General features: G+C 50.6%; 23 protein-coding genes and 1 CRISPR repeat array. Of the genes, 9 read left to right on the top strand and 14 right to left on the bottom strand.

The window, feature by feature from the left end; all coding sequences use genetic code 11:
- Window positions 1-108: 108 nt before the first annotated feature.
- Genes M2404_RS00680 through rpoE form a run of 4 tightly spaced genes read right to left on the bottom strand, consistent with a single transcriptional unit; the run spans window position 109 to window position 2,742 of the window.
- The gene (locus M2404_RS00680; RefSeq protein ID WP_259237560.1) at window positions 109-570 is read right to left on the bottom strand and encodes a SoxR reducing system RseC family protein; all 462 of its coding nucleotides are present in this window, start codon (window positions 568-570) and stop codon (window positions 109-111) included.
- Entirely contained in the window at window positions 570-1,499 is a 930-nt protein-coding gene (locus M2404_RS00685; RefSeq protein ID WP_259237561.1) for a MucB/RseB C-terminal domain-containing protein, read from the bottom strand. Before M2404_RS00685 ends, M2404_RS00680 begins: the two co-directional genes overlap by 1 nt.
- A complete protein-coding gene (locus tag M2404_RS00690; protein WP_259237562.1) occupies window positions 1,496-2,125 on the bottom strand; it encodes a sigma-E factor negative regulatory protein in 630 nt (209 codons plus the stop codon). The genes M2404_RS00685 and M2404_RS00690 overlap by 4 nt, the downstream gene beginning before the upstream one ends.
- 41 nt (window positions 2,126-2,166) lie before the next feature.
- A complete protein-coding gene (rpoE, locus tag M2404_RS00695; protein WP_259237564.1) occupies window positions 2,167-2,742 on the bottom strand; it encodes an RNA polymerase sigma factor RpoE in 576 nt (191 codons plus the stop codon).
- Between the two features lie 148 nt (window positions 2,743-2,890).
- Between rpoE and nadB the strand changes: the two genes are divergently transcribed.
- Window positions 2,891-4,501, top strand: a complete 1,611-nt coding sequence (gene nadB / locus M2404_RS00700; protein ID WP_259237565.1) for an L-aspartate oxidase — start codon at window positions 2,891-2,893, stop codon at window positions 4,499-4,501.
- 10 nt (window positions 4,502-4,511) lie between these two features.
- Here the strand turns inward: nadB and M2404_RS00705 are convergent, their stop codons facing one another.
- Both M2404_RS00705 and M2404_RS00710 read right to left on the bottom strand, forming a co-directional pair.
- Window positions 4,512-4,895 carry a protein YgfX gene (locus M2404_RS00705; RefSeq protein ID WP_259237566.1) on the bottom strand — a complete coding sequence of 128 codons (384 nt, stop codon included), beginning with the start codon at window positions 4,893-4,895 and terminating at the stop codon, window positions 4,512-4,514.
- A 37-nt stretch (window positions 4,896-4,932) separates the two neighbouring features.
- Window positions 4,933-5,184, bottom strand: coding sequence for an FAD assembly factor SdhE (locus tag M2404_RS00710; protein WP_259237567.1), 252 nt, complete (start codon window positions 5,182-5,184; stop codon window positions 4,933-4,935).
- Between the two features lie 166 nt (window positions 5,185-5,350).
- Between M2404_RS00710 and ygfZ the strand changes: the two genes are divergently transcribed.
- The 6 genes from ygfZ (at window position 5,351) to dbpA (ending at window position 11,495) form a co-directional block, all read left to right on the top strand.
- Window positions 5,351-6,319 (top strand): tRNA-modifying protein YgfZ, encoded by a 969-nt coding sequence (ygfZ, locus tag M2404_RS00715; RefSeq protein WP_259237569.1) that lies wholly within the window; start codon window positions 5,351-5,353, stop codon window positions 6,317-6,319.
- Window positions 6,320-6,329: 10 nt separating this feature from the next.
- Complete coding sequence (locus M2404_RS00720) at window positions 6,330-6,815, top strand: FKBP-type peptidyl-prolyl cis-trans isomerase (protein ID WP_259237571.1); 486 nt, start codon at window positions 6,330-6,332, stop codon at window positions 6,813-6,815.
- A 248-nt stretch (window positions 6,816-7,063) separates the two neighbouring features.
- Complete coding sequence (locus M2404_RS00725) at window positions 7,064-8,014, top strand: M23 family metallopeptidase (RefSeq protein ID WP_259237573.1); 951 nt, start codon at window positions 7,064-7,066, stop codon at window positions 8,012-8,014.
- A gap of 8 nt (window positions 8,015-8,022) precedes the next feature.
- Window positions 8,023-8,352, top strand: coding sequence for a bactofilin family protein (locus M2404_RS00730; protein WP_259237576.1), 330 nt, complete (start codon window positions 8,023-8,025; stop codon window positions 8,350-8,352).
- 95 nt (window positions 8,353-8,447) lie between these two features.
- Entirely contained in the window at window positions 8,448-9,767 is a 1,320-nt protein-coding gene (locus M2404_RS00735; RefSeq protein ID WP_259237578.1) for an amidohydrolase, read from the top strand.
- A 345-nt stretch (window positions 9,768-10,112) separates the two neighbouring features.
- Entirely contained in the window at window positions 10,113-11,495 is a 1,383-nt protein-coding gene (gene dbpA / locus M2404_RS00740) for an ATP-dependent RNA helicase DbpA (protein ID WP_259237581.1), read from the top strand.
- Between the two features lie 150 nt (window positions 11,496-11,645).
- Here the strand turns inward: dbpA and arfB are convergent, their stop codons facing one another.
- On the bottom strand, window positions 11,646-12,065 hold the full coding sequence (arfB, locus tag M2404_RS00745) for an alternative ribosome rescue aminoacyl-tRNA hydrolase ArfB (protein ID WP_259237582.1): 420 nt from the start codon (window positions 12,063-12,065) through the stop codon (window positions 11,646-11,648).
- 175 nt (window positions 12,066-12,240) lie between these two features.
- Between arfB and M2404_RS00750 the strand changes: the two genes are divergently transcribed.
- Entirely contained in the window at window positions 12,241-14,151 is a 1,911-nt protein-coding gene (locus M2404_RS00750; RefSeq protein WP_259237584.1) for a propionyl-CoA synthetase, read from the top strand.
- A 128-nt stretch (window positions 14,152-14,279) separates the two neighbouring features.
- The gene (locus M2404_RS00755; protein WP_259237586.1) at window positions 14,280-15,326 is read left to right on the top strand and encodes a DUF2914 domain-containing protein; all 1,047 of its coding nucleotides are present in this window, start codon (window positions 14,280-14,282) and stop codon (window positions 15,324-15,326) included.
- Here the strand turns inward: M2404_RS00755 and M2404_RS00760 are convergent.
- The 7 genes from M2404_RS00760 to cas7c all read right to left on the bottom strand — a co-directional run bounded on the left by M2404_RS00760 (window position 15,283) and on the right by cas7c (window position 22,032).
- Window positions 15,283-15,540, bottom strand: coding sequence for a hypothetical protein (locus tag M2404_RS00760; RefSeq protein WP_259237587.1), 258 nt, complete (start codon window positions 15,538-15,540; stop codon window positions 15,283-15,285). The two genes, M2404_RS00755 and M2404_RS00760, sit on opposite strands and share 44 nt — an antisense overlap.
- Before the next feature lie 217 nt (window positions 15,541-15,757).
- A CRISPR array of direct repeats spans window positions 15,758-18,501; the repeat unit is 32 nt; unit sequence GTTTCAATCCACGCGCCTGTGTGAGGCGCGAC.
- 175 nt (window positions 18,502-18,676) lie between these two features.
- Entirely contained in the window at window positions 18,677-18,970 is a 294-nt protein-coding gene (gene cas2, locus M2404_RS00765; protein ID WP_259237589.1) for a CRISPR-associated endonuclease Cas2, read from the bottom strand.
- Window positions 18,971-18,983: 13 nt separating this feature from the next.
- On the bottom strand, window positions 18,984-20,000 hold the full coding sequence (gene cas1c, locus M2404_RS00770; RefSeq protein WP_259237592.1) for a type I-C CRISPR-associated endonuclease Cas1c: 1,017 nt from the start codon (window positions 19,998-20,000) through the stop codon (window positions 18,984-18,986).
- Window positions 19,981-20,622, bottom strand: coding sequence for a CRISPR-associated protein Cas4 (cas4, locus tag M2404_RS00775; RefSeq protein ID WP_259237594.1), 642 nt, complete (start codon window positions 20,620-20,622; stop codon window positions 19,981-19,983). Before cas4 ends, cas1c begins: the two co-directional genes overlap by 20 nt.
- Before the next feature lie 3 nt (window positions 20,623-20,625).
- The gene (locus M2404_RS00780) at window positions 20,626-20,919 is read right to left on the bottom strand and encodes a type II toxin-antitoxin system RelE/ParE family toxin (protein WP_259237595.1); all 294 of its coding nucleotides are present in this window, start codon (window positions 20,917-20,919) and stop codon (window positions 20,626-20,628) included.
- Window positions 20,916-21,116, bottom strand: a complete 201-nt coding sequence (locus tag M2404_RS00785) for an addiction module protein (protein WP_065956131.1) — start codon at window positions 21,114-21,116, stop codon at window positions 20,916-20,918. The genes M2404_RS00780 and M2404_RS00785 overlap by 4 nt, the downstream gene beginning before the upstream one ends.
- An 85-nt stretch (window positions 21,117-21,201) precedes the next feature.
- Entirely contained in the window at window positions 21,202-22,032 is an 831-nt protein-coding gene (gene cas7c / locus M2404_RS00790; protein ID WP_259237600.1) for a type I-C CRISPR-associated protein Cas7/Csd2, read from the bottom strand.

Consider the following 22,032-nt stretch of genomic DNA (forward strand, 5'->3'; position numbering starts at 1 on the left):
GGCGTAACGCTAAGCAGCAAACTCGATATGGGCAAGTTGCAACCTCCTGCGCTAACGCGGGTTATTCCGAAAATTAGCGCGAATTGTACTCTATCCGGCGGCAGCTTGCTATGTGTTATTAACAGCGTGTTGTTGTACACCAAGTGATGGCAGCACAGCCAGAATAACAATACGGCTATGTTTTTCCTGCAACTGGCCGTAGCGGCGGGCCAGCATAAAACCGCTTGCAGTACCGGCCAGCGCCAGCAACATAACCCAGCCTTCGGCCAAACCTGCAGCATTACCGAGCAATGCCAGCAATATCAGCAACACTAAAGGTAGTAAATACACCATCAATGCCGCCATGATCAGGCTTTGTTCGTTCAGGCCAATTTTAACCTGCTCTCCGGGTAATAATGGTAAAGCGGTAGCAACAAAAAAACGTTGTTGCCGGGGTGTCAGGGTTTTAGCAATTATGCCGGTACCGCAGTCATCGCTTACATTACAGGCATTACAACTGGCAACAGGCGTGGTGGTTAACCAAACCCCATCGCCCTCACACGCTGCCACAGTAGCAATTTCTTCTACCATCAGTGCACTGCTGCTGCCAGTTGACGGGCAGTTTCAATACTCACCGGCCCGATAACCGTAACTTCAAGCTGATTACTGGTTTGTACATAAATAGTCGTGGCGCCATCGCGATATGCCTGGGTAGGCAATTGTTGCGAGTTTTGTACAAAAACCGATACCTGGTGCAAGCCGTCACTTAACAGCCAATAGCTCAACAAACTGTTTTCAAGCTGCGGAATACCTGCCGGATCAACTATTGGCTGGTAGCCTTGCGGCAACCAGGTTAGTTTATGCCGGGCTTGCGGCGCGGCCTTAGTGGCGCTATCTGCCGGTTGTGGTAATTCTGCTGCCATAAGCGCACTTAAGTTCTCCGGCAGTTCGGGGCTGATTTGCATATGAGTAACCAGCCAGCGCTCCAGCGCAGTTTGCTGATCGGATAAGGTGTCGATACGTAGCGGAAAACCGGTTTCATCGTCCAGCCATAACCAGTAACTGTAACGGCCGGCATCTTTAGCTGTCAGGCGCAGCAATTGCGCACTGCGGCCAGACATCACCAAACTGCTGCCTGCTACAGCGTTATATAAACGGCTGATATTATCTTTTGCTTCAAACAGTAATGCAGGTAATTCAGGAATACTGCTGCCCTGAGTAACAAAAGCGGGCCGGTCGGTCAGCAAATAATAAATTTGGTTATTGCGGCGCAAAATATCTACGCCATTGGTGTCCAGCGGAATAAGGTGTTCAATTTCCTGCCCTGCGCTGCGACCATGTAGCCAGCGGTAAGTATCGACTTTACTGCCTTTTAACACCACAAAGGAGGTGTCAAAATTGTACTGTTTTACCGCATTTTGTACTTTGTCGAACAAGGCCCACGCCGACTGCTCAGCATGAACCAGCCCGGATACTACAACCAATACTATGGCACTGCAAAAGCCAGCAAATCGCATCATTGTTGCTCGTTTTGATCTTTTCCATCAGCGTTGTTGCTATTGTGATTAGCCTGCTGAGACTGCTCCATCACACGAACTTGTTGGCGATGCGCATTTAACAACGCTTGCAGGCGTTTTTGTTGCTCCAGCATTGCCTGTTGCTCCTGCTCAGCAAAACGGTCGTTAACAGTGGTCTGGCTTAAGCTTACCGGCGTAGCAAAACCTGCTATTGGCTGGGTTTGCAGCACCGGCAACGGCGCAAAAGCGTCCTGCTGTGGTGATTGCTGATACTGCTGCACACCAAACACAGCCATTAATGCGACACCGGCAGCGACAGCCCCTTGAGCTACCGGCTGCAACCAGCGGCCATTAGCAGCCACTGACACCGTATTACGTAACCGTTTTAACAGGCTACGGTCAGATTGCAGCTGATACACCGGCTCATCGGCCAGCAGGTCAGAAAAGTTATCTGCAAAATCAACGGTTAACGGGCTTTGCGGTTCACGGCGAAGCACGGCACCGATCATGTGATAGCGTTCAAGCTGCTGTTGGGCCTGAGCATCATTAAGCAAACTGTCCAGTTGTGCTTTACTCAGTGGCTGATTATCGCTGGCAGCAGAGAGCCAATCCTGATTTTCTGACGACATAATGTTTCCTGTCTTAAAATTACTGGTTTTTGCCCTGACTGCTAGCTTATTAACGGCTTAAGCTGCATATCAATTGCCTCACGCGCCCGGAAAATACGGCTTCTTACGGTGCCTATAGGGCAACCCATAACTTCCGCAATTTCTTCATAGCTTAGCCCTTCAAGTTCACGCAGCGTAATAGCTGTGCGAAGTTCGTCGGGTAGTTTCTCTATGGTGTTAAACACCACATTACGAATTTCATCGGACAATAACAACTTTTCCGGTGAATCTTGTTCCTTTAATGCATCGCTGCCTTCAAAGTATTCAGCATCTTCTGCATCAACGTCTGTTGCCGGTGGCTTACGGCCATTAGCAACCAGATAATTCTTGGCACTGTTTACCGCAATACGATAAAGCCAAGTATAAAACGCACTTTCGCCACGAAACCCAGGGATAGCCCTGTAGGCTTTAATAAAGGCTTCCTGCGCCACATCTGCTACGTCTCCGTGGTTAGAGACATAACGGGAAATTAAGTTCGCGATCCGGTGCTGATATTTTCGCACCAATACATTAAACGCCGCTTTATCGCCTTGTTGTACACGCTGGACAATCTGCCAGTCCAATTCTTGCTCGCTCATATCCGAGCTAATCCCCTGTAATACTAATCGTTCTATTAACTGGCGCTGGTCTAGCGTGTTGCTATGACTTCGGTGCACAGAAATAGTTCTGCTAAGTTTGGCAAAAAAGCTACAATAGCCCGACATTGACTGATGGCAAGTGTATCGCATGACGCAAGCAAAAGAATATCTCTGTGATGTATTAATTATTGGCAGCGGTGCTGCCGGGTTATCACTGGCGCTGCAACTGGTAGATAAAGCCCGCGTACTGGTACTGAGTAAAGGCCCACTGCGTGAGGGCTCTACCCTCTATGCCCAGGGCGGTATAGCTGCTGTTTTCGATGAAAACGACAGCATTGCATCGCATGTTGATGACACCCTGATAGCCGGAGCCGGCCTGTGTGACGAAGCCGCAGTGCAGTTTACTGCCGGTAATGCCAAAGCCGCGATGGAATGGCTGATTGCGCAAGGCGTACCCTTTGATCAGTACAAAGACGAAGACGGCAGCCTGAAGTACCACCTTACCCGAGAAGGCGGCCACAGCCACCGGCGTATTTTGCATGCAGCCGACGCCACCGGTCAGGCGGTGCAAATCACGCTGGTAGATCAGGTTAAAGCTCATCCGAATATTCAGTTGCTGGAAAACTACAACGCCATCGATTTAATTAACGGCCGTAAAATTGGCCGCGATGCCAAGCGCTGCTATGGCGCCTATGTCTGGAATAAAGCCGCCGCCAAAGTTGAACTGGTGCGCGCCCGCTTTATTGCCCTGGCTACCGGCGGCGCCAGTAAAGTATACCTGTACACCAGTAACCCCGATGTTGCCAGCGGAGATGGCATTGCTATGGCCTGGCGTGCTGGCTGTCGGGTAGCGAACATGGAATTTAACCAGTTTCACCCCACCAGTTTATATCACCCGGATGCGCCTAATTTTTTAATTACCGAAGCCATGCGTGGTGAAGGCGCCTATTTAAAACGGCCCGATGGCAGCCGCTTTATGCCAGATTTTGACGAACGTGCTGAACTGGCCCCACGCGATATCGTCGCCCGCGCGATTGATTACGAAATGAAACGCCTCGGCGCCAACTGTGTTTATCTGGATATCAGCCATAAACCAAAAGACTTTGTTATTGAACACTTCCCCACCATTTACGCCAAATGCTTAAGCGTAGGTATTGATATTACCCGCCAGCCTATTCCGGTAGTACCGGCAGCGCATTACACCTGTGGCGGCGTAATGACCAACTTAAATGGCCAAACCGATATCAGCAACCTGTATGCCATTGGCGAAGTAGCCTATACCGGCTTACATGGTGCTAACCGTATGGCGAGTAATTCGCTGCTCGAATGTGTAGTGTTTGCTCAGGCTGCAGCCAGCCATATACTGGCAGAATTAGATAGCAGCAGCGAGCTGCCGGTATTACCGCCGTGGGATGACAGCCGGGTAAGCGATTCAGACGAAGAAGTAGTCATTACCCACAACTGGCATGAGCTGCGCTTATTTATGTGGGATTACGTTGGCATAGTACGTACCAACAAACGGCTGGAGCGGGCATTGCACCGGGTAGAATTATTACAACGCGAAATTCAGGAATATTACAGCCATTTTCGTGTCAGCCATAATTTGCTGGAGCTGCGTAATCTGGTGCAGGTGGCAGAACTGATTATCCGCTGCGCACTGCAACGTAAAGAAAGCCGCGGCCTGCATTACAACCTGGATTACCCGGACACTCGGCCCGACAGCAAACCAACGGTACTTGCACCCAAAGCCCAGGTTTAAAAGCTGCGGCTTAGTTCAGCTCAGAGCCAGACTGCCAATTTTGCTGGCTGATGGCTCTGGCCAGCGCCCGAAACTGCATTTCAGAGCATTGGTCGGCAAAAATCCACTTGCGGTAACAGCGCTGATTGGTATCCGCCTGCCACTGCAGGCGCAGCATATGCTGGCTAACCAAACCGCCGGGTAATAACCGGCCGGGTGGTAAGTTACTGTTAAACCAGTGCAGTTGGCTGCTATCGGTTATGGTTAGCGTGGCACTACTGTACCGCAGCTGTTGCAAAACACCGTACCAGTGCCAATAAAATAGCGGCAGTAGCACAGCAACCAGCACAACACCGGCTGCGCCCAACGGCGTAACCGCTAATACCGGCACCGGCCAAGCTGCCAGCAGTAACATGCCACGTTGACACCAACGGCTGGGCGACAAGCTGAAGTTATACGCGGACACGATCCAGAATAACCTGGATCAATGCCTGAATAGCCGCATCAGGCGATTTGGCGTGGCCCATAAACCAGGCAAACAGATCTGGATCATCACACGCAAGTAAACGCTCAAAATCCTGCTTTTGCTGCAGCGTCAGCCCGTCATAACCCTCTTCAACAAAGGGGGCCAGCAGTACATCCAGCTCCAGCATGCCACGACGGCACGCCCAGCGTAACCTAGGTTTAATCATTAACTCTGCCATATCTTTCCTTTGTAAATGGTTTTCCTGTGCAAAAGCGTTTGATATATCAAGCCCGACAGGATAGCTGCTGATTCTAACAAAAATTAGCAAACGGGGTTGAGCTTTTCCGGCTTTCCCCCAATGATAGCAATATTCGTTTTAATACTGAGCTTTGCTACGGCACACTATGCACACATCCTGGTTAACAGCTGAACAATACGCCGCATTATCCACTCAGGTTCAGGGCGCTTTTATTTCACCGCTACCGGCATTTGAAAGCCTGCTGATAAGCGGGCCGGACAACCGTAAATATTTGCAGGGGCAAACTACCTGCGATTTAGATCAGCTAAACGACAATAATTTTCTGCACGGCGCCCACTGTGACGCCAAAGGTAAAATGTGGTCGCAGTTTTATCTGGTCAGCCAGGCTGAGCAACTCATTAGCATTGCCTTTAGAGACGAGCTTAACGCCTCTGCCACACAGTGGAAAAAATTTGGCGTGTTTTCTAAAGTCAGTTTTGAAACAGGCCAACAACACTTTGCCGTATTTGGCCTGGGAGGCGAAAACGTCACAGCGCTGGTTGCGCAGCTGGGCTTTGCTGTGCCTGAGCGCGGTGGACTGGCCCGGCACAACAATGATTTATTGCTGGCATTAGCCGCCGATCATTTTATGCTGCTGATGCCGGTAGCAGAAGCACAGCAGCTCATGCAGCAAACTTTACCCTTTGCCGCTCCGAATGTCTGGCTGGCACAGCATATTCAGCATGGTTTTAGTTATCTTGAGCAGGGTTTAATTGGCGAGTTTGTGCCGCAAATGCTTAACTTACAGGCTCTGGATGCCATTAGTTTTACCAAAGGCTGTTACATCGGCCAGGAAACAGTAGCCCGGCTGAAATACCGTGGCGGTAATAAAAGAGCCGCATACATTTTAACCGCCGACACAGACGAAGTGCCAAAGGCAGGCACAGATATAGAAATTCAATTAGGTGAGAACTGGCGCCGGAGTGGCCAGGTTGTCAATGCTGCAAACATTCATAACCAATTATGGTTAATTGCGGTATTACCTAACGACATAACACCGGCAGACACGTTACGGCTTAGCAGCGACAGTGCCCCGGCACTTCGTATAGTGCCGTTACCTTATTCGTTAAATTAAAGAGGTTTTCATGACCATATCTCAGGACAAAGTTGTCGCCATGCACTATACCGTTACCGATCCACAAGGTAACGAACTGGATTCTTCCGTCGGCGGCGAGCCTTTAGTCTTCTTATTTGGCCACGGTTCACTTATTCCGGGTTTAGAGCAGGCATTAGCAGGCAAAACCACAGGTGACAAGTTTAAAGCTGATATCGCCGCAGCTGAGGCTTATGGCGAACGCCATGATGCACTCACGCAAGCCGTGCCAAAAACCATGTTTGACGGTATGGACGTTGCCGTAGGCATGCGTTTTCGTGCTGCGGGCCCGGATGGCCGCGAGCAATCGGTTATTGTGCTTGAAGTAACAGAAGATGAAGTGGTAGTAGACGGTAACCACCCGTTATCCGGTATTGATTTAAGCTTCGACGTTGAAGTACTACTGGTACGTGATGCCACCGAAGAAGAACTCAGCCACGGCCATGTACATGGCATAGATGGCCACGCCGGTCACTAAATACGCTACAGCAAAAAACCGGCCTGATAAGGCCGGTGACTTCAGCCCATGGCTGATATTTTTTTCTTTCGTCTGTAGCCTGCCCGACAGTAAAAAACCTAATTCAGATCAAGCCCTACTTTGGTGCAGAGCATTTTGCCGGTTAGTAACAGCTTATTAGCAGCCGCAGTAAATTCTTGACACTGGGCGCAAAGCCACATATTTTTACCCACTGTCAGAATTTTTTCCATTGAGAGCGACCGGCCTGAATGAAAGATCGTATTATCATTTCTGTCTCAACTATCAATGGGACCCGCCATTTTAATGTCAGCAAACTGTTTAAACGCAACGCCGTTATTACAATGTGGGCCATGCTGTTTGGCCTGATTATTACTGCCGCAGTGATTGACTACCTGCTGCGCACCGTTGATAAAAGCCAACACCAGCGCACAGCACTTACCGAACAAGCCGCCAGCCTGCGGGCCGAAATTGAAATACTGAACAACAGCAAACAGCAATTAGAGCTGGAATTAAGTACCAAGCAGGATGAAATGCTGCAGGTAGTAAACCGCGTTGGCGAAATTGAACTGGCGCTGGGGCTGGAACAACAATATCCACAAAATTTAGAAAACCGGCTTGATACCGCCAGCATAAACTCAGCAGCCCGTCTGTCTATGCTGCAACTGGTACCGAATGGCTCGCCGCTGGAGTTCCGCCGCCGCTCATCACGTTTTGGTGTGCGCGAACACCCTATTATTGGCAAGCAGCAACACCACAAAGGGGTAGACTTATCCGCCAGCCGCGGCACACCTATATACGCACCGGCTGATGGCGTAGTTGAAGTTGTACGGCCAAATAAACAAGGCTACGGTAACTTGTTAAAAATCCGCCATGCGTTTGGTTTTTCAACCCTTTATGCGCACCTGGACTCTTTTAAAGTAAAAAGTGGTCATTTTGTGCATAAAGGCGAGCTTATTGCCACCTCTGGTAATACCGGTTTATCTACTGCACCGCATTTACATTACGAAGTACATTTCCTTGATCGGGCACTTAATCCACAAAGCTTTATGGACTGGGATGCCACTAATTTCGATCTGGTGTTTGAGAAGGAAAGGAGCATTAAATGGGATTCTTTAGTCAGCATGCTGGAAACCAAGGCAAGCACGCAGTTACAACTGTCATTGCACAAGGATGCACAATTAACGGCAGTCTCCGACTAAGCTGCGATATGCAGGTAGACGGTTATATCGAAGGCAAAATTGTCAGCGAAAAAACCTTAGTGATCAGTGGCACCGGCCGCATAAAAGGCGAGCTTACTGCCGATAAAGTGATTATTAACGGTTTGTTTGAAGGCGATTGTTTTGCCAATAGCGTTGAAATACTGCCGCAGGGCAAAGCGCACGGCGTGATCCACTGCGACGATTTAAGCATAGAGCGCGGCGGCAGCTTTATTGGTAAAACCATGCCCACCTCTACCGATCAGGTCATTAGTCTGCCTAAAGCTGAATCCACCGAGCGCAGTACGCCATCGCTGGAGAGTAAAACCGAAACCGGTTAATACCGCTCAGCCTTCGCCGTTGGTCGCAAAGGCTGGTGTTTTTTTCGTTGCGCCGTTAAGTTGATAACGTCTTTAAACTTAACGGCGGTATAACAATGAAAAAAACGCTTCTGGCCAGTTTACTTTGCCTTAGCAGCCTCAGTGCTGTAGCAGCAAATTCTTTACCTGAACAAATTCAGCAAGATTACCAGCAACATCTGGGTGCGCTGTTTACTCACTTTCACCAACATCCTGAGCTGTCACATATGGAAACCCAAACCGCTAAGCGCCTGGCAAAAGAGCTGCGGGATGCCGGTTTTGACGTCACCGAAGGCGTGGGTAAAACCGGTGTGGTCGCCATGCTGAAAAACGGCCCCGGCCCGCTGGTAATGATGCGTGCCGATATGGATGGCCTGCCGGTAGAAGAAAAATCCGGCCTGGCTTATGCTTCTAAAGCAAAACAAACCGACTGGGATGGCAACGAAGTATACGTTATGCATGCCTGTGGCCACGACGTACATATTACCAGCCTGGTAGGTACCGCAAGGCGTATGGCCGCGATGAAAGACCAATGGTCCGGCACCCTGATGCTGGTAGGCCAACCGGCTGAAGAACGGGTTGGCGGCGCCAAAGGCATGATGCAGGACAATATCTGGGGCCGCTTTGGCCAACCCGATTACGCGCTGGCGTTTCATGTTTCATCTGAAATTGAAACCGGCAAGATTGTCGCAGTAGAAGGCTCGCCATACTCTGGCGTAGACAGTGTGGATATTATTGTGCACGGCGTGGGTGCCCATGGTGCCAGCCCACACCGCGGTAAAGACCCTATAGTGCTGGGCGCGCAAATTGTGCTGGCACTGCAAACCATCGTCAGCCGTGAAATCGCCCCGAAAGAGCCGGCGCTGATCACCGTAGGTGCGTTTCACAGCGGCACCAAGCACAATATTATCTCCGATAAAGCCCATTTACAGCTAACCGTGCGTAACGACACCTGGGAAACGCGGGAATATTTAATCGCTGCCATTAAACGGGTAGCCGAAAACCTGGGCCGGGCTGCCGGTTTGCCGGAAGATAAGTTGCCTGAAGTACGTATTACCGACGAGCCCACCCCACCTACCGTGAACGATATTCCGCTAACACAACGGCTGAAAAAAGCCTGGGCGGCTAAAATGGGCGAACCGGTTTTTGATGAAAACTACAAACGCTTAGGTATGGGCGCGGAAGACTTCCCGTTTTTTACCACTAAGCCGTATATCCCCAGCACTTACTTTGCCGTAGGTGGCACACCGGCTGAAGCTTTTGCTGCCGAGAAAGCCGGTGGCCCGGCAGTACCCAGCCACCACAGCCCGTTGTTTAAAATCAGCCCACAACCTGCGGTAACCAAGGGCGTGGAAGCCACTGTGATCGCCCTGCTGGATTTAATGCCAAAAACCTAACCTGTGCAAAGCGTAACCGCTTCAGCAACGCTAACACGCCGTAAACTCATCCCTAGGGGCTCGATTATAAACTTCATCCATGAAGTTTCCCCTTCGGGCCAGCGTAGCTGTTCAAATTCGCTCCTGGCGAATTTGTCAGCCCCGTCCAGGGCTTCAACGGTTGGCTAATGGTGAATCGGTTCCGCCAACACTTATGACTGACATCCAATATAAAACAGAGCAGCAACAGTGGCCGCCTTGCTGAAATTTTCACCAGCAAACTAATGCAAAGCCACGCCATTCTGCTACAATGCCGCCCCTTTTGCAGGCCAAGGCCCGCAGTTTTTTATTTTGCGGAGCACCAGCATGAGCAACACCTGTTTTTCCAGCCTGAATTTACCCGAAGCCTTAGTCAGTAATCTTAACGATTTAGGCTATAACACCATGACAGCCATTCAGGCACAGGCACTGCCGGCAATTCTGGCCGGGCAGGATATTATCGGCCAGGCCAAAACTGGTTCAGGCAAAACGGCCGCCTTTGGTTTAGGCCTGCTGGCTAAATTAGATGTTAAGTACTTCCGTGTACAAACACTGGTACTTTGCCCCACGCGCGAGCTGGCAGATCAGGTGGCAGCAGAGCTACGTAAACTTGCGCGTAGTATTCACAATATTAAAATTCTTACCCTGTGTGGTGGTGTACCTGTTGGCCCGCAAATTGGTTCACTGGAGCATGGCGCCCACATTATTGTCGGTACGCCGGGCCGGGTGGTTGATCATTTAGACAAAGGCCGACTAAACCTGAACGATTTAACTACGCTGGTACTGGACGAAGCCGACCGCATGCTGGAAATGGGCTTTCAAACCGATTTAGATAACGTTATCGCTAAAGCCCCGGCTAAACGCCAGACACTGTTATTCAGCGCCACCTACCCTAACGCTATTGCCAAGCTAAGTGAGCGCCTGCTAACCAATCCGCTGCAGGTAACGGTAGCAGAGCAGCACAACACCAGCAGCATACAACAGCAGTTTTTTCAGGTGGCAGACAACAATGCCCGCTTAAGTGCATTGCGTACCTTATTACTGCAATATCAGGGCCAAAGCAGTATGGTGTTTTGTAATACCAAGCGTGAAACACAAGACGTTGCCGATGCCCTGCAAGGTTATGGCTTTAGCGTACTGGCACTGCATGGCGATATGGAGCAAAAAGATCGTGACCAAACTCTGGTGCAGTTTGCCAATGGCAGCGCCTGTATTTTAGTGGCTACCGACGTGGCCGCCCGTGGCCTGGATATCAGCAGTGTAGATGCGGTATTTAACTACCAGTTGGCACACAATGCCGACACCCATATCCACCGTATTGGCCGCACTGGCCGGGCTGGCCAAAGTGGCATTGCGTTAAGCTTATTTACTGCCAGTGATGCCGGTAAACTGATCCCACTGGAAGATGGCTTAGGCATTAAAATTGATGCCGCTGAACTGCCGGTTGTCGATATTGCCGCGTTAAAACCAGCCAAACCATTAATGGCCACGCTGCAACTGGATGGTGGTAAAAAGCATAAAATCCGTGCCGGTGACATAGTCGGTGCTCTTACCGCCAGCAAGCAACTGACTAATGATGACTTAGGTAAAATTCAGCTGCACGATATCTGGAGCTTTGTTGCGGTAAAACGCACAGCCTTAAAGCTGGCACTGCAGTTAATCCAACAGGGCAAAATTAAAGGTAAAAGCATCCGCGCACGGGCATTGTGATCGCTTAATCTGACATACTGCGGCGTGGGTCGAGTCGTCTTGCCCACGCAAACACGCCGTGAATACTTCCCTGTAGGCTCGATTCAGGCATCCATGCCTTCAACGGTTCGCTTAGGGCAAGCCGACTCTCGCTACGAAGATCCAGACAACCTACACAGTAGGTTTCCCCTGACGTAATGCCTTAGTGGCACCGCGCTGTTTTTTGCTCTCCAGCCGCCGCTGCTGGCTGCCATAGGTAGCTTTGGTAGCAATACGCTTTTTTGCTACCCTGGCGGCTGACTGCACCAGCTCAATAAACTGCGCCAGAGCCTGTTCGCGGTTCATCTCCTGGCTACGGCTTTGCTGGCATTTAATAATAATTTTGCCACTTTGCGTAATGCGGTGATCTGACTTTGCCAACAGCTTATCTTTATAAAACTGCGGCAAACTACTGGCATTAATATCAAAAATAAGCTGCGCCGCCGTAGACACCTTATTCACATGCTGGCCACCGGCACCGCTGGAGCGGATAAACTGCCACTCCAGCTCATTGTCGTTAAGGATCACACTGCCTGAAATCTGAATTACCATACTATCGCTATAGGTTGCTGCGTTAATACTCCGATCAGACCACAAGCACCGCCGCGACACAAGTTTAACGGCCTACGCCTAAAGTCTATGCACCTTAAGTCTAAGTTCGTTAACAGCAAATTTTAGCTACAGTAAGGCTATTGTCGTTAATGCTACCGGCGCAAGGACATCCATCATGGCCAACACCAGCAACAGCCCCTATCACAATGAATATCAACGTGCCATTAACGCCCCTGACGCGTTCTGGCAGCAGCAGGCCGCTAAACTAAACTGGTATAAAACACCGCGCACTATTTTGCAGCAACAAGACACGCATCATTATCAGTGGTTTAGCGATGGCGTGCTTAATACCGCTTATCTGGCGCTGGATACCCACATTGAGCAAGGCCGTGGCGAACAAACCGCACTGATTTACGACTCGCCGGTAACTAACAGCAAGCAGCAATTCAGCTACCGCGAACTGCGCGATGAAGTGGCCCAGTGTGCCGGGGTATTAAAAGCTTTGGGGGTAAGCAAAGGCGATCGCGTTGTAATTTATATGCCAATGATCCCACAAGCTGCTATTGCCATGCTGGCAGTAGCACGTTTAGGTGCCATACATTCGGTGGTGTTTGGTGGTTTTTCAGCCCATGAACTGGCCATGCGCATAGACGATGCCACACCCAAAGTGGTGGTAAGCGCATCCTGCGGTATTGAGATAAGTAAACTTATCGCCTACAAACCCCTGCTGGATGACGCCATCTGCAAAGCCGTGCACAAACCACAACACTGTATTATTTATCAGCGGCCACAACTGCTGGCAAGCCTGCAAGACGGCCGCGATCTGGACTGGCGCCAGGCTATGGCCGCAGCAGAAAGCGCCCCCTGCGTACCGGTAAAAGCCACCGATCCGTTATATGTGTTATACACCTCTGGCACCACCGGCAAACCCAAAGGTGTAGTGCGCGACAACGGCGGCCATGCGGTGGCACTTAATTACAGTATGCAGGCGGTGTATAACGCCAAACCGGGCGATGTGTTCTGGGCCGCGTCTGACGTTGGCTGGGTAGTGGGCCATTCTTATATTGTTTATGCGCCGCTTATCGCCGGTTGCACCAGCGTATTGTATGAAGGCAAACCAGTGTTTACCCCCGATGCCGGCGCTTTCTGGCGGGTATGCGCCGAGTACAAGGTTAATGTTTTATTTGCCGCGCCTACTGCGTTTCGGGCTATTCGCAAAGAAGACCCTGAAGCCGCACTGCAGCGCTACGATTTATCGGCCCTGCGTGCCGTGTTTGTTGCCGGTGAAAGGCTGGACCCGGCCACGTACCAATGGGTAGCTGAAAAACTGCAAAAACCGGTGATTGACCATTGGTGGCAAACTGAAACCGGCTGGCCCATTGCCGCCAACCCGGCCGGGCTGGAGTTAATGCATGCCAAACCCGGCTCTGCTACCGTGCCGGTGCCGGGCTTTAATGTACAAATACTGGACGACAGCGGCAACGCCCTGCGCGCGAATGAACAGGGCTTTATTGCCCTGGCTCTGCCGCTGCCACCGGGCTGTTTAACCACTATCTGGGGTAACGACGAGCGCTTTGTTGCCGGTTATCTGGACAGTTTTCCCGGTTACTACGCCAGCGGCGATGGCGGTTATATCGACGAAGACGGCTATCTGTTTATTATGGGCCGCACCGATGACGTTATAAACGTTGCCGGGCACCGGTTATCTACCGGCGAAATGGAGCAAATTGTGGCTAACCACCCGGCCATTGCCGAGTGCTGCGTTATTGGTATTCACGAGGCGATTAAAGGCCAGCAACCGCTGGCGCTGGTATTGCTGAAAAACGGTATTGATATTGATGAAACCATACTCGAGGCAGAGTTGGTTGCCATGGTACGGCAGGAAATAGGCGCCCTGGCCTGCTTTAAAAAAGCCATAGTAGTAAAACGCCTGCCGAAAACCCGCAGCGGCAAAATTCTACGCAAATTACTGCGGCAAATAGCAGATGGCAGCGAATACAGCATACCGTCTACCATAGACGATCCGGCCAGCATTGCTGAAATTGCCCAGCTTATGGCAACCAAGGGCCTGGTTAGCCGGGCCTGACCGGCCAAAGCCAGCGCAGCTATATTTCATCTGCGCTGGCAATCATGCCGCTAAACAGCTTATGCTACACCGGTATAAATAAGTTGTATTTGCGCCGCCCCGGCGGGCAGTAAGGAGCGGTTGCCCGGATGATTTCGCCAGTAAACGTAATGCACAAAACCATTGCCTTTATGCAGCGCTGGCCGGGTTTAATGGCAGTGCTGGCCTTTGCCGGCGGTATCGCCAGTTATATTCTGGTTGAACGCAAACAATCGCTGGCCCAGCTGATAGCCGTACTTTTATTGCTTAGCTGGTTGTGGCTGTTGCTGGATAACTGGCTGCGCGAGCGCATAGAACAACGTTTTGGCATAGCATTATCACCTGTTCTGGTACGGTTTGCCCTGCAAACCGTGCACCAGGAAAGCCTGTTTTTCGCCCTGCCGTTTTTTCTTGCCGTTACCAGCTGGCACCACGGCCAGGCGGCTTTTACCATACTGATTATTTTTTGCGCGCTGGTATCAGTAGTAGACCCGCTGTACTACAAAAAGCTGGCTCCACACCGTACGGTGTTTGTGGTGTTCCATGCTTTTGCGCTGTTTGTGGTGCTGTTAATTGTGCTGCCTGTATTAATGCAGCTTACCACCAGCCAGAGTATGGCCGCCGCCCTGGGTATTGCTGTGTTGCTAAGCTTACCCAGCCTGGGGGCAATAATGCCGGCTGGCCGCTGGTGGCGGGTACCGTTTTTACTTTGTTTACTTACCATACTTAGCGCCGGTTTATGGCAGCTGCGCAGCTTGGTGCCTCCGGCAGCACTGCGCCTTAACGCTATAACCCTGTCGCACGACATGGATTATGAGCAACGCAAGCCCGGCGACAGCATCAGCCAGATCAGCAACCACGATTTACAGCAGCAAGGTTTATACAGCTTTACCGCAGTAACCGTGCCCCGTGGCCTTAACGAGCAAATATTTCATGTATGGCTGCACAACGGCAAAGAGGTAGATCGTATTAAACTAAATATTACCGGCGGCAGCACCAGCGGTTATCGAGCCTGGAGCCACAAGCTTAATTTTCCGGCTAACGCCGAAGGTAAATGGCGGGTAGAAGTAGTAACAGAATCAGAACAGCTTATCGGCCTGGCCCGCTTTACCGTTACGGCTGCTGCACCGGCACCACAACCACAGGCGGGTTTTTAACCGGCTTGCGGCAATGTTGCTTTAGTAACTGCTCAAGCTCTTTCAGCCGCGCCTGCAACTGCTGGCCATGATCAGGGTTATAAGGCTGGCGCAACTGCCTGCGGATCTCAAGCCGCTGCTCATTTAACATCTGGCATTCCGCCTGGGTAAATTGCGGCGTGGCCTGTGCCATGCCAATGGGTAGCAATAATAAGCAATATACAAACAACCGCATCGTTGTGCCCCGCTTAATACAATAAGTATTCAGCCGATAGCATTACGTATAACCACGCGGTATGCAAACAGATGTTGGTTATTTACCTTTGCTAAAGTAAATTGAGCCCCCCAAGTCACCATTCTTTTAAGCCATAAAATTAGTTAACCCGGCTTGTGCTTTAAACCCATCGAATTCGACGGGTTTAAAATTTGGGTTACTGCAGATTGGCCAATGCGTTTCAATCCACGCGCCTGCGTGAGGCGCGACGTGCCTACCTGGCCTACGTTTTGCCCGGTGCAGCGGTTTCAATCCACGCGCCTGTGTGAGGCGCGACAATGGCATAATTTCCAACCTTCACTACCTGGCCTGTTTCAATCCACGCGCCTGCGTGAGGCGCGACTGCATGGCATTGCTGCAGTAGCAGGCATTGACGATGTTTCAATCCACGCGCCTGCGTGAGGCGCGACCACCCAAAAAGCCTAAAAACGTACCAAAACTTTGTTTCAATCCACGCGCCTGTGTGAGGCGCGACACTTGCTGCAGTTGCCGGTAGTAAATGTGGCGCTCGTTTCAATCCACGCGCCTGTGTGAGGCGCGACAATACGCCTGCAGCAATTCCTGTTCTTCATCCCAGTTTCAATCCACGCGCCTGTGTGAGGCGCGACAGTACGTCTGCCGCCCAGGTGATCAGGCAGTCGTGTTTCAATCCACGCGCCTGTATGAGGCGCGACGCAGATTATCAAGGCGGCACAAACACTCAAAGTTGTTTCAATCCACGCGCCTGCGTGAGGCGCGACCATTGCATTTAAAGATAGTGCAGGTTGAAGAAGTTGTTTCAATCCACGCGCCTGTGTGAGGCGCGACAGTTACCGTAGACAGCCCCAATACCGAATTCACAGGTTTCAATCCACGCGCCTGTGTGAGGCGCGACTGTGTTATCGGTTCCGGATTAGCGCCAGGCTTGCGTTTCAATCCACGCGCCTGTGTGAGGCGCGACAGCTACAGGGTCAGACGCATCATCAGACCATTTCAGTTTCAATCCACGCGCCTGTGTGAGGCGCGACCCTCTGATAGCTGCTTAGCGACCGTCCAGCATCCTGTTTCAATCCACGCGCCTGTGTGAGGCGCGACGGTCAAACGTTGGTTAAGAAAACCTACAGTTTATGTTTCAATCCACGCGCCTGTGTGAGGCGCGACTTATTTTATGTTTACCCCTTGCCCTGTTATGCCGTTTCAATCCACGCGCCTGTGTGAGGCGCGACGCTATAAATTAACCCGTTTGTGACTATAGCGCTTGTTTCAATCCACGCGCCTGTGTGAGGCGCGACCCTTCTTCGATGAAAGCGCGGATAAGCTCCCCGCGTTTCAATCCACGCGCCTGTGTGAGGCGCGACGTCACTGGTTAATTTTATCACCGACCAGCAGATTGTTTCAATCCACGCGCCTGTGTGAGGCGCGACCTTATACGGATAATAACATACCCGCGTGTATTGTAGTTTCAATCCACGCGCCTGTGTGAGGCGCGACACGATCATCGGGTGAAGCCTTAGCGCAGTAAAAGTTTCAATCCACGCGCCTGTGTGAGGCGCGACCAATGGCGGAATTCGGACACGCGCCAGGGGGTATGTTTCAATCCACGCGCCTGTGTGAGGCGCGACTGAGTTGTGTCAGCGGCTTAACGGTGCTTATGTCGTTTCAATCCACGCGCCTGTGTGAGGCGCGACTTGCAGACGCCAGAAGTGTTACCGGTCAGGACAGGTTTCAATCCACGCGCCTGTGTGAGGCGCGACCTCGTTCACGCAGATCAACACGACTGACCATCAGTTTCAATCCACGCGCCTGTGTGAGGCGCGACTTATTTAACTCATCAAGCAAATACGGAGCGACACGTTTCAATCCACGCGCCTGTGTGAGGCGCGACATGGTAGCATCGGTAAGCCATTTAAATTCAATACTGTTTCAATCCACGCGCCTGTGTGAGGCGCGACAAGTCTTTCCAGCCTTCTAGCGTGATATCTTCGGGTTTCAATCCACGCGCCTGTGTGAGGCGCGACATTCGATGGTGGTGATGGCGCCGCCTGTGAAGATGTTTCAATCCACGCGCCTGTGTGAGGCGCGACCTAAATAATATTTAATCGTCGCCATTGTAAGCCCAGTTTCAATCCACGCGCCTGTGTGAGGCGCGACGTAATATCAGGAGTGATAAGGTAGGTTCGGATTGGTTTCAATCCACGCGCCTGTGTGAGGCGCGACGCTGGGGTGGCTTTTGCGCAAGTTGTTTACGCTGGTTTCAATCCACGCGCCTGTGTGAGGCGCGACCCAATAACGGCGTCGGCGTCCACTTGCGCGGTGGTTTCAATCCACGCGCCTGTGTGAGGCGCGACACTTGCGGGTACGTCACGGATGCAGAATTTAAAAGTTTCAATCCACGCGCCTGTGTGAGGCGCGACGAGCTGCGACGACACCCCTACCGCAACAGCAATCGTTTCAATCCACGCGCCTGTGTGAGGCGCGACATCATGCTGTCCGTGGTGTGGTCATACCCCTGAGTTTCAATCCACGCGCCTGTGTGAGGCGCGACTGAAGAAACCTTGCAGCGGTATCGCGCCGCGTTAGTTTCAATCCACGCGCCTGTGTGAGGCGCGACCTGTAACCCTTTCGCAGTCGTCCCTACGATGTCAGGTTTCAATCCACGCGCCTGTGTGAGGCGCGACGCTAGAAGTCGGCGAGAAACTGACCTTAGCGCGTGTTTCAATCCACGCGCCTGTGTGAGGCGCGACAACCGCTATACGCTGTGGTGCGTTCAGAACGGTATGTTTCAATCCACGCGCCTGTGTGAGGCGCGACCTCGTTCACGCAGATCAACACGACTGACCATCAGTTTCAATCCACGCGCCTGTGTGAGGCGCGACCATCAAGTTATCCCAACTGCTACAGTAACCTATCTGTTTCAATCCACGCGCCTGTGTGAGGCGCGACTGCCTTTTTGCAAAGGCGGGTGTAGTCTAACGCTAAAACGGTCTTAGCGCTAACCTACAAAAATTATTTAGGTAATGAACAAATAAAAACAACGGGCTTTAAAATAACTTTTAAATTCAGTTATTAAGCCCGCCGCTAAAGATCCGGCTTTTTAAAGAGCACTACAGGTTAGCGATTAGATAATTAGTGTATCGGCAAATAAATCCAGCGCTGCTTTTGCACCATGATGCTCCACTTTGCTACGCCAGCTTTTACCCAGAATATAAAATCGCAGGCTGTCCACTTTTTCATCATACGTAGCCAATAGCTCGGCTTTTAACCTAACCCACTGCGCCGGATCGATATCACACTCAAATACCGAGTACTGCACGCGGGTACCGTAATCCTGACAAATTTTGGCAATACGCCTTAAGCGGGTTTTGCCATCTTCTGAGCTAAATGAAACGTCGTAGGTAATCAATACCATCATAAGGGTTTACCTGCTACTTGCTAAAAAAGGGTGGATACTCGGCTAAATCACCACGCAGGTGCCGGGCCAACAACATTGCCTGAATATAAGGCAACAAACCAATTTCAACATCCTCCCCTAAAAAAGCATGCTTAATGGTTTGTTGTTTGCGGCTTTGATATTCTTGCAACACCAGTTTACGGGCATCGTCTTTTAGCTTTACTGCGCCACCGGCTTCTGTCACAAAATCTGTTGTTTTAAGTTGCTGCCGGTTTAGTAAAGTAAGTACTAAACGATCGGCAATAAAAGCACGGAACTCTTCCAGCAAATCCAGCGCCAGGCTATCTCTGCCTGGCCGCTCCTGATGCAAAAAGCCTACCTGCGGATCAAGCCCTACGCCTTGCAAAGCAGCACTAATATCATTGCCTAACACTGAATAAATAAACGACAGCAAGGCATTAATAGGATCGGTTGGCGGCCGCCGTACCCGACCACTAAAGTTGAAGTCTTTTGCGCCACCGGTAAGCAATAAATTAAACACCGAGAAATAGCGTGCGGCGGCTTCGCCTTCGTAGCCACGAATTTTGTCCAGGTTAGTTGCCAGCTTTAACGTATCCAGAATATGGTTTAGTGCCGTTATTTGGGCCGTCAATTCAAGCAAAGCCCCATGGTTACGTTGTTGGCGCTGTAATACCTGCTTTTGCATCTGTATTTTTGCCGCGACGATGTTGCGGGCAATATTATGTGGATCTTCATCCGCTTTGCGGTATTGGCTGCGGCGTAGTAATACATTGCCGGATTGCTTGCCCTGAATTCGCGCCAAAAAGCGGCCATACTCAGTAAAAAAGGCCAGATTCACGGCGTTTTCACCACAAAACCCCATAACCTGCGGCGACACCATAACATTACCAAAGCAAAAAATGGCGCCAATGCCGTGAATAGGTAACTGCGCTACTTTTTGTTTATTAATATCAATAACCAGCGTTTCTCGCTCTTTATGCAGATAGGCGCCCTGGGTATTGATATACAAACTATTCTGCAGTTTTTTCATCAGTATTATCCATGGCAAAGAGTTTTTTTACATACTTGCTGCTGTTGTCTTGTTGCAGCAATTTGGGGTTACATAAGTCATACAAGCTACAGGCATGGCAATGTTTGCCATATACCGCTTTGGGCGTTTGGCCCGATGCCAGCATGGCTGCTACCTCGGCTATTACCTGCAAAGTACGTTGGCGCAGCTCTGCGCCAAATGTAATAACTTGACGGTGGCGGGTTTGGTGATACCACAGTGCACCTTCCGGCACTGTCTGTCCGGTCATCTCCTCTAAACACAACGTCTGAGCACAAAGTTGTATTTCATCCCAATCACCGGGTTTGGGTTTACCGCGTTTATATTCCACCGGGCATAACTTACCGTTGGATAAATCACGTTCTACTAAATCCAGCTTACCAGTAATACCCAGCTTAGGAGCCGCCACCTGCACACCGCGTTCAAACCGCACACCTTTACGGGTTTCAGGCTCACCACTGTCTACCCGCTCATGCAGTAGGTTGCCTTGAGCAGTCAGAAAATTATCTGCCCACACTTGCTCATTATGTATTAATGCACACTGGCGGGGGCAAAAAGCAAAGTGTTGTAAAGCTGCGAGGGGAACCAGCCGGGCATCAATCATGTTTTACCTGCTTTGCCAGCTCTGAGGCGCAAGCCTGGCATGCAGCACCGCTAACACACTGATAAGCTGTTCGGTTTCAATAAAATAAATGTAATAGGGAAAACGCTGCACAACGGCGCGGCGAATTACGCCGTATACCTGGCGATAACGCTTTGGCATACGCTGAATAGCATGCATTTGTGCATCGACACTGAGCAAAAATTCATGCCCAAGATTCGGCAGGCAAGACTGATAATAATCAAACGCTTGCTGTAAATCCTGCTTTGCAGCCTTGCGAATGACCAAGCGGATGGTCATTGTTGGCTTATTTGCGCTTTAACACTGTCCCAACTTTCGCCTTGCTCCGGCTCCAATTCAAATTCCGCTAAGCGCTGCGCCAATACTTTGCGTTGTGCGGTGGTCAATTCGCTGGCATCAGCCTCGGCACGCACGCTATCCCATAACTGTTCTGCCAGTAAAATTTTTTCGCTGGCACTGAGTTCCTGAAGGTTCATACCACATTCTCCAAACTTTCGTTTATGTGCTTTTACTATAGCGTTTTCAGAGCCTGATTGCTGCAGGCTCTGTTATTTGACAAGGTTAGAAGCCGTCTATTTCTTCGGCTTTTAGGTTATCCAACGTTGCTAATTGATAGCTGCCGTCAGCGTTTACGTCTAACGATCTGTGTACTTTCGCCGACGAATATTGACCTGCCTTGCTGTTATGCCGCCACCAGATCACTTTTTCTACAGTCATAGAACCTTCTGGTCGTGCAGAGGAAGCATCGCCTTCAAATAATCTTGGCAAGATCGATTTCAGCGTCTGTGCGTCAGCATCACTAAAACCGGTTTTTTCCGCCAGTTGCGGAGACATAGCACCGAAAGCGACATAAACCGCATTATCAACCCGGTGTTTCATCCCCATAGTGTCTGAGCCTTTTTTACTGCCATCACCATCACCACTCACACTTTTAGTGATTTGCGTACTGGTAATACTTACCGGCTCAATGCTAAAGGCAGATTGAATGCTAACCGGGCCCCGGATAGGAATAGATACACCGTCTTTTTCTTCGCTCTTAAAGGCAAATAACTGCCCAAAAGCACGAACGTCAAACCAGGTTTGACACGCCAATTTTGCTGCATCTTCAGGTTTTGTTTTCTTGGCATTCAGGGCATCTTTACCTAATACGCCTTCAGCTCTGGCACGCAGGCTTGGGTAGCCATCAATTTTCTTTTCGTCCGATTGCACAAAAATAGCCTGGCCAGCATCTTGTAAGCGGTCCCGCGTTTTACGTTTTAAACATACATCGGTAATTTCACCAAAACCGTCATAGTCTGTGCGTGGGCGGTTACCATTTAGCGGGTCTCCATTTGGATTAGCGTTTTTTACTGAAAAAATAATGGCGAAATCGATTTTATTTTGTAAGCTCAT

Origin of the sequence: Rheinheimera pacifica (genome assembly GCF_024809855.1) — a bacterium.
GTDB lineage: Bacteria > Pseudomonadota > Gammaproteobacteria > Enterobacterales > Alteromonadaceae > Alishewanella > Alishewanella pacifica_A.

Excerpts from the sequence above, each read along its gene's own strand:
- M2404_RS00680 (WP_259237560.1), bottom strand. The coding sequence starts at position 570 with ATGGTAGAAGAAATTGCTACTGTGGCAGCGTGTGAGGGCGATGGGGTT.
- M2404_RS00685 (WP_259237561.1), bottom strand. The coding sequence starts at position 1,499 with ATGATGCGATTTGCTGGCTTTTGCAGTGCCATAGTATTGGTTGTAGTA.
- M2404_RS00690 (WP_259237562.1), bottom strand. The coding sequence starts at position 2,125 with ATGTCGTCAGAAAATCAGGATTGGCTCTCTGCTGCCAGCGATAATCAG.
- rpoE (WP_259237564.1), bottom strand. The coding sequence starts at position 2,742 with ATGAGCGAGCAAGAATTGGACTGGCAGATTGTCCAGCGTGTACAACAA.
- nadB (WP_259237565.1), top strand. The coding sequence starts at position 2,891 with ATGACGCAAGCAAAAGAATATCTCTGTGATGTATTAATTATTGGCAGC.
- M2404_RS00705 (WP_259237566.1), bottom strand. The coding sequence starts at position 4,895 with ATGTTACTGCTGGCAGCTTGGCCGGTGCCGGTATTAGCGGTTACGCCG.
- M2404_RS00710 (WP_259237567.1), bottom strand. The coding sequence starts at position 5,184 with ATGGCAGAGTTAATGATTAAACCTAGGTTACGCTGGGCGTGCCGTCGT.
- ygfZ (WP_259237569.1), top strand. The coding sequence starts at position 5,351 with ATGCACACATCCTGGTTAACAGCTGAACAATACGCCGCATTATCCACT.
- M2404_RS00720 (WP_259237571.1), top strand. The coding sequence starts at position 6,330 with ATGACCATATCTCAGGACAAAGTTGTCGCCATGCACTATACCGTTACC.
- M2404_RS00725 (WP_259237573.1), top strand. The coding sequence starts at position 7,064 with ATGAAAGATCGTATTATCATTTCTGTCTCAACTATCAATGGGACCCGC.
- M2404_RS00730 (WP_259237576.1), top strand. The coding sequence starts at position 8,023 with ATGCAGGTAGACGGTTATATCGAAGGCAAAATTGTCAGCGAAAAAACC.
- M2404_RS00735 (WP_259237578.1), top strand. The coding sequence starts at position 8,448 with ATGAAAAAAACGCTTCTGGCCAGTTTACTTTGCCTTAGCAGCCTCAGT.
- dbpA (WP_259237581.1), top strand. The coding sequence starts at position 10,113 with ATGAGCAACACCTGTTTTTCCAGCCTGAATTTACCCGAAGCCTTAGTC.
- arfB (WP_259237582.1), bottom strand. The coding sequence starts at position 12,065 with ATGGTAATTCAGATTTCAGGCAGTGTGATCCTTAACGACAATGAGCTG.
- M2404_RS00750 (WP_259237584.1), top strand. The coding sequence starts at position 12,241 with ATGGCCAACACCAGCAACAGCCCCTATCACAATGAATATCAACGTGCC.
- M2404_RS00755 (WP_259237586.1), top strand. The coding sequence starts at position 14,280 with ATGATTTCGCCAGTAAACGTAATGCACAAAACCATTGCCTTTATGCAG.
- M2404_RS00760 (WP_259237587.1), bottom strand. The coding sequence starts at position 15,540 with ATGCGGTTGTTTGTATATTGCTTATTATTGCTACCCATTGGCATGGCA.
- cas2 (WP_259237589.1), bottom strand. The coding sequence starts at position 18,970 with ATGATGGTATTGATTACCTACGACGTTTCATTTAGCTCAGAAGATGGC.
- cas1c (WP_259237592.1), bottom strand. The coding sequence starts at position 20,000 with ATGAAAAAACTGCAGAATAGTTTGTATATCAATACCCAGGGCGCCTAT.
- cas4 (WP_259237594.1), bottom strand. The coding sequence starts at position 20,622 with ATGATTGATGCCCGGCTGGTTCCCCTCGCAGCTTTACAACACTTTGCT.
- M2404_RS00780 (WP_259237595.1), bottom strand. The coding sequence starts at position 20,919 with ATGACCATCCGCTTGGTCATTCGCAAGGCTGCAAAGCAGGATTTACAG.
- M2404_RS00785 (WP_065956131.1), bottom strand. The coding sequence starts at position 21,116 with ATGAACCTTCAGGAACTCAGTGCCAGCGAAAAAATTTTACTGGCAGAA.
- cas7c (WP_259237600.1), bottom strand. The coding sequence starts at position 22,032 with ATGAGCTTACAAAATAAAATCGATTTCGCCATTATTTTTTCAGTAAAA.